The 8,942-nt window shown below is 65.1% G+C and carries 10 protein-coding genes; 6 read left to right on the top strand and 4 right to left on the bottom strand.

The window, feature by feature from the left end; genetic code table 11:
* Positions 1–374 precede the first annotated feature (374 nt).
* Together Q8L50_RS14460 and Q8L50_RS14455 are read left to right on the top strand one after the other, a co-directional pair.
* Entirely contained in the window at positions 375–1,478 is a 1,104-nt protein-coding gene (locus tag Q8L50_RS14460) for an alkene reductase (RefSeq protein WP_305349335.1), read from the top strand.
* A 29-nt stretch (positions 1,479–1,507) separates the two neighbouring features.
* Entirely contained in the window at positions 1,508–2,167 is a 660-nt protein-coding gene (locus tag Q8L50_RS14455) for a hypothetical protein (protein WP_305349334.1), read from the top strand.
* A 110-nt stretch (positions 2,168–2,277) separates the two neighbouring features.
* Here Q8L50_RS14455 and Q8L50_RS14450 read toward each other — a convergent pair whose 3' ends face one another.
* Both Q8L50_RS14450 and Q8L50_RS14445 read right to left on the bottom strand, forming a co-directional pair.
* Positions 2,278–2,859, bottom strand: a complete 582-nt coding sequence (locus Q8L50_RS14450) for a hemerythrin domain-containing protein (protein ID WP_305349333.1) — start codon at positions 2,857–2,859, stop codon at positions 2,278–2,280.
* Positions 2,860–2,903: 44 nt separating this feature from the next.
* Positions 2,904–5,129, bottom strand: coding sequence for a cation-translocating P-type ATPase (locus tag Q8L50_RS14445; protein ID WP_305349332.1), 2,226 nt, complete (start codon positions 5,127–5,129; stop codon positions 2,904–2,906).
* A gap of 152 nt (positions 5,130–5,281) precedes the next feature.
* Here Q8L50_RS14445 and Q8L50_RS14440 point away from each other — a divergent pair, with 152 nt between their 5' ends.
* From Q8L50_RS14440 to Q8L50_RS14425, 4 genes are all read left to right on the top strand, one after another.
* On the top strand, positions 5,282–5,476 hold the full coding sequence (locus Q8L50_RS14440) for a heavy-metal-associated domain-containing protein (protein ID WP_305349331.1): 195 nt from the start codon (positions 5,282–5,284) through the stop codon (positions 5,474–5,476).
* A complete protein-coding gene (gene cueR, locus Q8L50_RS14435; protein ID WP_305349330.1) occupies positions 5,473–5,898 on the top strand; it encodes a Cu(I)-responsive transcriptional regulator in 426 nt (141 codons plus the stop codon). The genes Q8L50_RS14440 and cueR overlap by 4 nt, the downstream gene beginning before the upstream one ends.
* Before the next feature lie 118 nt (positions 5,899–6,016).
* Entirely contained in the window at positions 6,017–6,592 is a 576-nt protein-coding gene (locus Q8L50_RS14430) for a Spy/CpxP family protein refolding chaperone (RefSeq protein WP_305349329.1), read from the top strand.
* Positions 6,593–6,846: 254 nt separating this feature from the next.
* Positions 6,847–7,917: a flavodoxin family protein gene (locus tag Q8L50_RS14425; RefSeq protein ID WP_305349328.1), complete on the top strand. Its 1,071-nt coding sequence runs from the start codon at positions 6,847–6,849 to the stop codon at positions 7,915–7,917.
* A gap of 18 nt (positions 7,918–7,935) precedes the next feature.
* On the opposite strand, the gene Q8L50_RS14420 is transcribed toward Q8L50_RS14425, so the two are convergent.
* Positions 7,936–8,304, bottom strand: coding sequence for a glutaredoxin domain-containing protein (locus Q8L50_RS14420; RefSeq protein WP_305349327.1), 369 nt, complete (start codon positions 8,302–8,304; stop codon positions 7,936–7,938).
* A 113-nt stretch (positions 8,305–8,417) separates the two neighbouring features.
* Positions 8,418–8,915, bottom strand: a complete 498-nt coding sequence (locus tag Q8L50_RS14415) for a hypothetical protein (RefSeq protein WP_305349326.1) — start codon at positions 8,913–8,915, stop codon at positions 8,418–8,420.
* Between the last annotated feature and the right edge of the window lie 27 nt (positions 8,916–8,942).

The following is an 8,942-nucleotide window of genomic DNA, read 5'->3' as shown; positions in this document are numbered from 1 at the left end:
GACTTGAATACCCTGACGCAAGCCTGATGAGATTCCAAGGTGTTTCCTATGTCTCCGCACACCTGTTTCCCATGTCTCCGGTCTATACAGCGACGCAAGAGAAAGTGAGTCGCCCGCCGGGGCGAGACCCGGCTTGCAGGCGCACCCTCAACGCTGCATGAGGCCGATCAGGAATCCCTTGCCGCCGGGGCAACCCCCGGCCAGCAGGCTCAGTGCACACCGCAGCCGCTACGGTATGCCAAAATTTTTCGGAAATTTTGCAACCCAGCCCCATCTGCAACTATCACGAATCCAGCAACCCGTCCCGCACAAGCCAATTCAGATCAGCCCACACTGCAGGCCATTCCCAACAACTTCACCACCAACGGACCTCCATGCCCACCCTCTTCGACCCCACCCAAGCCGGTGACCTGCACCTGGCCAACCGCATCGTCATGGCACCGCTCACGCGCAACCGCTCCCCCGACGCGATTCCGCCGGACATTGCCGCCACCTACTATGCCCAGCGCGCCAGCGCCGGTCTGCTGATCACCGAAGCCACCGCCATCAGCCACCAGGCCCAGGGCTACTCGGATGTACCGGGCCTGTACGGCACCGAACAACTCGACAGCTGGAAAAACGTCACCGAAGCCGTGCATGCGAAGGGCGGAAAAATTGTGGTGCAGCTCTGGCATGTGGGCCGCGTCTCGCACACCGACTTGCAGCCTGACGGCGGCAAACCGGTGGCGCCCTCGGCCATCACCGCCAAAACCAAAACCGTGCTGATCAAGGACGGGGTGCCGGCCTTTGTAGAAACCTCAGAGCCGCGCGCGCTAGACGCCAGTGAGCTGCCCGGCATTGTGCACAGCTACCAGGCGGCGGCGCGCAATGCGGTGGACACCGCCGGTTTTGACGGCGTCGAAATCCACGGGGCCAACGGCTACCTGCTGGACCAGTTTCTCAAAAGCGGCTCCAACCTGCGCAGCGACGACTACGGCGGCAGCATCGAAAACCGCGCCCGCCTGCTGCTGGAAGTGACCCGCGCTGTCACCAGCGCCGTCGGTGGCGGCAAAACCGGCATCCGCCTGTCCCCGGTCACCCCGGCCAACGATGCCTATGACACTGACCCGCAACCGCTGTTTGACTACGTGGTCAAACAACTGGCCAGCCTGAACCTGGCCTACATCCACATCATTGAAGGCGCCACTGGCGGCCCGCGCGACCTCAGCGAGCGGCCGTTTGACTACGCCGCGCTCAAGGCCGCCTACCGCACAGCAGGCGGCAAGGGCGCCTGGATGGTCAACAACGGGTATGACAAGGCGCTGGCTGAAAAAGCCGTTGCCGAGGGCGCTGACCTGGTGGCCTTCGGCCGGCCCTACATCGCCAACCCGGATCTGGTCGAGCGCCTGCGTGCCAACGCAGCCCTCAACACGCCCGACAAAACCACCTTCTACGGTGGCCGCGAAAAGGGCTACACCGACTACCCCGCAATGGCCTGAGCCTGCGATGCCGCGCTAAACTGCGCGGCATGAAAACCCCCTCTACTGCACCCCTGCTCCCGCGCCTGTTGCTTGCCGCCAGCCTGCTGGCCTGCGGCTTTGCCAACGCCGGCCGCCCCTTGACAGTGGACGACGCCAACACCGATGACGCCGGCAGCGGCCATGTCGAGGGCTGGTATGCGCGCCAGCCGGGCCGGGCCAACACCTTCACCGTGGCGCCGGCTTATGCACCGATCGATGGCCTGGAGCTGGGCGCATCCGTCACGCGCGACCGCACGGCGGCCAGCACCAGCCAGTCGCTGCAGGCCAAGTGGCGCATCACGCCTTCGCTAGACAACGGGTGCAACCCTGCCGCCGTACTGGGCGCCAGCCAGACCCGCGGGCAAAGCGGTACCACGCCTTACCTCAATGGCCTGCTGACCTGCAACAGCGCCCTGGGCTCAACCCACGTCAACCTCGGTGCGCAGCGCGCGTCGGGTGGGCCGGGCGTGGGCACCTGGGGCCTGGCGCATGAGCGCGAGTGGGGCCCGGTCACCGTACACGCCGAAGCCTTCGGCCAACGTCTGGCCAAACCGACCTTCCAGATCGGCGCACGCAAAGACCTGAGCCCCAGCTTGCAACTGGATGCGACGCTGGGCCGCAACAACCGCCAGGGTCTTGTCAGCGTCGGCTTCAAACAATCGTTCTAGGAGTGTGGGCCCGGATTGGTCGCGGGTGATCACCCGATTCGCTATGTTATTGATAGCTGTTTACACAGGCCTCATAAGGGCTAGGGCCCGAAAAGACCAAGGTTTTTCGCTCAGGCCGCGCCCACCCCAATAGGCGCCGGCGCCGTCAGCACAATCCGTGTGAAGAGCCGCTCGTAACAAGGGTCACGCAAGCCACCGACGAGCGGATCGCGGTCACGGGAAAACGCGGCGTCCAGCTCGGCCCAGTCAGAAGCGGCCAGCGCTTTTTCAGCGGCAGGCAACACCAGCGTTTCTTCGGTTCGCATGTGCGTCATGTAAAAAGCCACATACACCCGGGCGGTGTCGGTGAAAGAGCCGCGCCGCGACTCACCAATCAGCTCCCAGCCTAGCAACAAATGCTGCAGTTCCCGCACCTTGCCTTCGCCGCTCATGTGGTCGGCTTCCAGCCGCTCTATCACCGGCATCAACTCGGGCGCGGCACGCACCAGCCGGGGAAACAGCAGGTCCGACTCCTTGGGGTGGTGGCGCCGCTCGGGAAACTCGTCGATGTAAAACAGCATGGCGCGCAGCACGTCAAAAAAGCGTTCCGGCTCATCGTCGGGGCCGCGCTCCAGCATCATCAAAAGCGAGCGCAACACCGCCGCCAGGGCGGCGTGTTCATCACGGATGATTTGCAGGGTGGTGTGGGGCATGGCTGCACGATGGCACAGCAGCCACGCACCCGCCTTGATTTACCTCAAGCCTTGCGCAGGCGCCAGCGTTTGAGCAGCAGCGCATTGGAGATCACGCTGACGCTGGACAGCGCCATCGCCGCGCCCGCCACCACCGGACTCAAAAATCCCAGCGCCGCCAGGGGAATGCCGGCCACGTTGTAGGCAAAGGCCCAGAACAGGTTCTGCCGTATTTTCATCACGGTGCGGTGCGAGATGTCCAGCGCGCCAGCCACCAGCGCCAAGTCGCCGCGCATCAGCGTGATGCCAGCGGCATGCATGGCCACATCGGTACCGGTGCCCATGGCCATGCCGACATCCGCCGCTGCAAGCGCCGGTGCGTCATTCACGCCATCCCCAACCATGACCACGGTATGACCCCCGGCCTTCAGCTCAGCCACTTTCGCGGCCTTGTCGCCCGGCAGCACCTCGGCCATGATCTCGTCAGCGCCCAGCCCCAGCCGCGCGCCCATGGCCAGTGCCGCGCCGCGGTTGTCGCCGGAAATCATCACGATTCGGATGCCGCGCGCACGCAGCAGCGCCAGGGCCTGCCTGGCCTCGGGCTTGGACTCGTCGGCAAAAGCCATCAGGGCCCGAACGGTCAGGCCCTGCGTGACCCTTTCGACCAGCACCGACAAAGTGGCGCCTTCTGCCTGCAAACGCGCCGCCTCGGGCGCCAGCGCACCCAAGCCTACCCCCAGCTCTTGCATCCAGCGCAGGCTACCGATCAGGTAGCTGCGCGCACCCACTTCGCCTTCGCTGCCTCGGCCCGGCACGGCGCGCAGGCCGTCGGGCTGCGCCACCGTCATGCCGCGCTCCTGCGCAGCGGTCACCACAGCGCGCGCCAGCGGGTGTTCGCTGCCGCTTTGCAGGCTGGCGGCCACCGCCAATTGCTGCGCCTCATCCGAGTCAGGTGCCACCACAAAGGCCACCATCCGGGGCCGGCCTACGGTCAGGGTGCCGGTCTTGTCAAACGCCACCGTATCCACCTTGTGCGCCAGCTCCAGCGCCTGCGCGTCCTTGATCAGAATGCCGTTTTTTGCCGCCACACCGGTACCGGCCATGATGGCCGCCGGCGTGGCCAGCCCCAGCGCACACGGACAGGCAATCACCAGCACCGCCACCGCATGGATCAGCGCCGTCTCCAGCCCCGCACCCTGCCACCACCAGCCCAGCAAGGTGGCCAGCGCAATCACCAGCACCACCGGCACAAACACGGCAGACACCTGGTCCACCAGACGCTGGATAGGCGCTTTGGCAGCCTGCGCGTCTTCTACCAGCCGGATGATCTGAGCCAGCACACTTTCGCTGCCCACCGCGCTGACCTGCAGCACCACGCGCCCATCACCATTGATGCTGCCGCCCGTCAGTTTGTCGCCAGCCTGTTTGGCCACCGGCAGCGGCTCGCCCGTCAGCATGGATTCGTCCACCTGCGTCTGCCCGTCCTGCAGCAGCCCGTCCATCGGAATGCGTTCGCCGGGGCGTACCACCAGCCGGTCGCCCAGCAGCACCTCGGCCACCGGCAGGTCGACTTCTTCGCCGCCCGGCTGCAACACATGCGCCGTCTCCGGGCGCAGGGCATGCAGCGCCCGTATCGCCGCCGTGGTCTGGCGCTTGGCACGCGCCTCCAGCCACTTGCCCAGCAGCACCAGCGTTACCACCACGGCTGAGGCCTCGAAATAAAGATGCACCATGGTGTCGGGCTCAGCACTGAGCCAGAGCCACATCGACAGACCCCAGCCGGCGCTGGTGCCTATCGCCACCAGCAAGTCCATGTTGCCGGTCAGGGCCTTCAGTGCATGCCAGCCGGCCTTGTAAAAACGCGCGCCCAGAATGAATTGCACCGGCGTTGCCAGCAAAAACTGCTGCCAGGCCGGGAGCATCCAGTGTTTGCCAAACAGGTCACCGATCATCGGGAACAGCAGCGGCGCCGACAGCAGCAGGCCCACGGCCACCGGCAGAAAGCCAGCCCAGGGCGACAGGTCTTCCGGCAGGGCCGCCTCGGCTGCTCGCGGCTCGTAGCCCGCGTTGCGCACCGCGCGGCGCAGCTGCGCATCCATTTGCGCAGAGGGGGCATACAACACCCGCGCGGACTCGGTCGCCAGGTTGACGGTGGCCTCTTGCACACCGGGTACTTTCTTCAGGGCCTTCTCAACACGTGACACACACGACGCGCAGGTCATGCCGCCAACGCCAAGGTCCAGGGTGGAGGAAGAGGAAGAGGAAGAGGAGGGGGGGGTAAAGGTGTTCATGGCCGAATGATCAACTTTGACATCATGGCAAGGTCAAGCCTTGACGCAGATCAACCCCACCGCGATCAAGGGTTTGCATGGAGGCCGCTTGACCTTACCATGGTGGCAGGGTTCAAGCTACAGGCTTCCATTTCAAACCAAAAGGACACACCATGAACCAGACCTTCAACGTACAGGGCATGACCTGCGGCCACTGCGAACGCGCCGTCACCCAGGCCGTCAAAACCATCGATCCGCAGGCCGAAGTCAGGATCGAGCGCGCGACAGGCAAGGTGGACGTGCAGTCGGACCAGCCCAGAGAGGCCATCATCGCCGCGATCTCCGAAGAGGGCTACGCCACCACATGAGCGCACCCATGAACATTGGCGAGGCGGCGCGCCAGTCCGGCGTGTCGGCCAAGATGGTGCGGCACTACGAGTCACTGGGGCTGCTGCCGCAAGTGCAGCGCAGTGACAGCGGCTACCGCCAGTACAGCAGCGCCGAGGTGCACACGCTGCGCTTCATCAAGCGCTCACGAGATCTCGGGTTTTCGATGGCCGAGATTGCCGAGCTGGTCAGCCTGTGGCAAAACCGCCGCCGCGCCAGCGCCAGCGTGCGGCGCATTGCACAAAAACATGCCGACGACCTGGCCCAGCGCATCGCCGCCATGCAGGCCATGCAACACACCCTGGCCCACCTGGTCCATGGCTGCCAGGGCAACGACCGGCCCGACTGCCCCATCCTCGACGACCTGGCCGGCCAGTCGGCAGCCAAACAGCAAATCGTCTAAAAACTTTACGAAATCCTCACCGTCGCCTCATGGCGCATTGACACAGGCCGCTCAAACTCGCTTTCAACCTGACGCCACTCCCGGTACCAGGCGTACACCCCCACAAAGGAAAGCGCACATGACCTCGACATTCCAGCCCCTCAAATCCCTCAACACCCTGCTGCTGGCCGGCATCATGGCCACCGCCGCCCTGGCGGCCACCGCGCAGACCATGGCACCGGCAGCGCCAGTGCCCCCTGCTACCGCCGCAGCGCCGGCCCAACCCGCCGGACACCACGGTGAGCGCATGGGCCGCCACGACCCCGCCCAAATGCAGGCGCGCATGGCGCAGCACCAGGCTGAGCTCAAGGCCAAGCTCAAACTCACACCGGCCCAGGAAGGCGCCTGGACCACCTTCACCGCCAGCATGCAGCCACCCGCCCACGGTACCCGCATGACGCCCGAGCAACGTGCCGACCTGGAGAAACTGCCAACCCCCGAGCGCATCGACAAGATGCGCACCCTGCGCAGCCAGCACATGGCCGAGATGAACACCAGCATGGACAAACGCGGCGAAGCCACCAAAACCTTTTATGCGGCGCTGACTGCCGACCAGAAAAAGGTGTTTGACAGCCAGCGCATGGGCAAAGGCGGCATGGGTGGCAAAGGCGGCATGGGCCATGGCGGCGGCCACGGCCAGCAGCACAAAGGCTAAGCCTTCGCCAGGAGCAGCCGCACCGGCTGCTCCCGCAACGGCCTGCACCACGTCCTGACGGGCGTGCTGCAGGTCTTTCTTTGTCGGCGCCCGCTTTGAAGTTGCTACTTTTTTTATAGCTGCTTACGCACAACCCATAAGGGCTGGAGCCACTTTTTATCCCTCAACACGCCCAGCCAGCCGGTTGCGCGATGTCGCGTAGGACAAATACGCTCACCGTCTGCGCGGGCAAAACGCCTGCCTAAACTGGCGGCATGACAGAAATCCGCAAAGGCCAGGCGCCAGCCGCGTTGTCGCGCAACCAGTTTCACGACCGATTCATGGAGTCCTTCATGGACCCGGCCTTCGAAGCCGAGGCCCAGGCCATCTCCCGCGTCGAAGCCATCGCCTGGGACGCTTACCTGGAAGGCCGCAAGGCGCCGCGGACGCGCAAGGCCGGGCCCGGGTATGCCGACCCCGACTACGAACTCTCGGTCGAGTGGCTGCAAACCCGCGAGCGCATCCAGCAAGCCCAGGCCGCCTGGCAAGACCCCGCGTCGCCGTCACGCGTGCTGCTGGTTTGCGGCTCGGCGCGCAACGACGGCACCTGCCCCGGAGAGGTCTCCAAAACCTGGCGCATGGTCAAGTGGGCAGAAGAAACATTACAGGCCGCCAATATCGAAGCCGACGTGCTGGACCTGAGCCTGCTGACCTCCAGCTACCACCTGAACATCCACCCATGCAAGGGCTGCGCCTCCACCGCCATGCCGCTGTGCCACTGGCCCTGCAGCTGTTACCCGAATCATTCGCTGGGCCAAACCAGCGACTGGATGAACGAGATCTATGAGCGCTGGACCGCCGCCCACGGCGTCATCCTGCTGACCCCGGTGTACTGGTACCAGTCACCGAGTCCGCTCAAACTCATGATAGACCGGCTGGTCTGCGCCGACGGCGGCAACCCCGACCCGACCAGCACCCAGGGCAAAAAACCCGCCAAAGCCAAGGCGCTGGAGCTCAAAGGCTGGGACTACCCGAAACATCTGGCCGGTCGCGTCTACGGCATGGTCGTACATGGCGATGTGGCAGGTATTGAAGGTTCGCGCCGCGGCCTGTCCGACTGGCTGGACTGGATGGGCCTGATAGACGCCGGCGCCCAGGCACGGCTGGACCGCTACGTGGGTTATTACGAGCCCTACGCCACCAGCCACGACGCGCTGGACGCCGACAAGCCGATGCAGGCCGAGGTTCGCAACGTCGCCAGTGCGGTGGCCAATGCGGTCGCAGCGCTGCGCGCCGGCACTCTGTCACAGCCGGACCGGGGCCTGTCACGGCCACGGCCGAAATAGGGCCCCCACGCTCGTCGCTCAGGTGCCCAGCAAGGCCTTCAGCTCGCCGCTGGCAATCAGCTTGTCCAGCTCGGTAGCGCCACCCACCAAAGTGCCGCGTACAAAGACCATGGGAAAAGTCGGCCAGCCGGTCCACATCTTCAGCGCATTGCGCTCACGCCAGGTGTTGAAGTAGCTGCCGTATTCCAGGTAGTGGTGCGCGACCCCGGCAGCCTCCAGCGCACGCCGCGCCTTGCGCGGAAACGGGTTCATCCCCATGCCGACAACCACTACGGCATGTGCGGCCAGTGCAGACTGCACCTCCAGAACCATGGCCTGCTGGTGCCGTGCAATTTTTTCACGAATGGCGGGGTGGATGTGTGATTCGTCCAGCAGGGCGCGTGGCATGGCAAGTCCTTTCAACAACTCGACTTGCAGCATAAGGCACAACGCAGCGCGCGGCGGGCGAAAAAAAGCCGGGCTGCGGCAAATCACCGCAGCCCGGCCCTGAGCAGATCGCCTTACTTCGGCGTGCCGCCATCCGTGCCTATGCTGCCTGAGCCCTGCACCCCGGCCTGGCCATTGGCGCGAGCGCCGGCTGGCAGGGCGTTCTGGACGCCGGCACCAGCGCGGCGGGCCACATTGCCCACCGAGTTGGCGGCACGGTTGGCCACACGCTTGGTGGCGTTGGCGCCGCGCACCACCCCGCTTTCCACACGGTTACCCGTGCGGCTCACGGCACCCTTCACGCCCTCGCCCGACACCCGGGTGTTGGCGCTGGCACGGGTGTCGGTGTTGGCTCCCATCGAGCTGTCGCTGCGTGTAGCCGTGCCGTACGAAGAGGCGGTGGTGTTCACGCCAACGCCTGCATTGGCACGCACGTCGCTGCTGATGTTGTTGTTGACACCGGTGCGCACACCGACGTCAGCGCCGACACCCACCTGGGCATGGGCTGCAAAAGCCAGCGTGGCGGTCAGGGCCGCAGCGGCAGAAAGGGAACGCATGGAAAACTTGTTCATTTCAAACTCCTTGTGATGAAACAGGCA

This window comes from Polaromonas sp. (genome assembly GCF_030680935.1).
GTDB lineage: Bacteria > Pseudomonadota > Gammaproteobacteria > Burkholderiales > Burkholderiaceae_C > Polaromonas.
Note: the sequence above shows the minus strand (reverse complement) of the source record. Positions and strands in the feature narration are given on the sequence as shown.

Coding starts and splice junctions, on each gene's coding strand:
- Q8L50_RS14460 (WP_305349335.1), top strand. CDS start 375: ATGCCCACCCTCTTCGACCCCACCCAAGCCGGTGACCTGCACCTGGCC.
- Q8L50_RS14455 (WP_305349334.1), top strand. CDS start 1,508: ATGAAAACCCCCTCTACTGCACCCCTGCTCCCGCGCCTGTTGCTTGCC.
- Q8L50_RS14450 (WP_305349333.1), bottom strand. CDS start 2,859: ATGCCCCACACCACCCTGCAAATCATCCGTGATGAACACGCCGCCCTG.
- Q8L50_RS14445 (WP_305349332.1), bottom strand. CDS start 5,129: ATGAACACCTTTACCCCCCCCTCCTCTTCCTCTTCCTCTTCCTCCACC.
- Q8L50_RS14440 (WP_305349331.1), top strand. CDS start 5,282: ATGAACCAGACCTTCAACGTACAGGGCATGACCTGCGGCCACTGCGAA.
- cueR (WP_305349330.1), top strand. CDS start 5,473: ATGAGCGCACCCATGAACATTGGCGAGGCGGCGCGCCAGTCCGGCGTG.
- Q8L50_RS14430 (WP_305349329.1), top strand. CDS start 6,017: ATGACCTCGACATTCCAGCCCCTCAAATCCCTCAACACCCTGCTGCTG.
- Q8L50_RS14425 (WP_305349328.1), top strand. CDS start 6,847: ATGACAGAAATCCGCAAAGGCCAGGCGCCAGCCGCGTTGTCGCGCAAC.
- Q8L50_RS14420 (WP_305349327.1), bottom strand. CDS start 8,304: ATGCCACGCGCCCTGCTGGACGAATCACACATCCACCCCGCCATTCGT.
- Q8L50_RS14415 (WP_305349326.1), bottom strand. CDS start 8,915: ATGAACAAGTTTTCCATGCGTTCCCTTTCTGCCGCTGCGGCCCTGACC.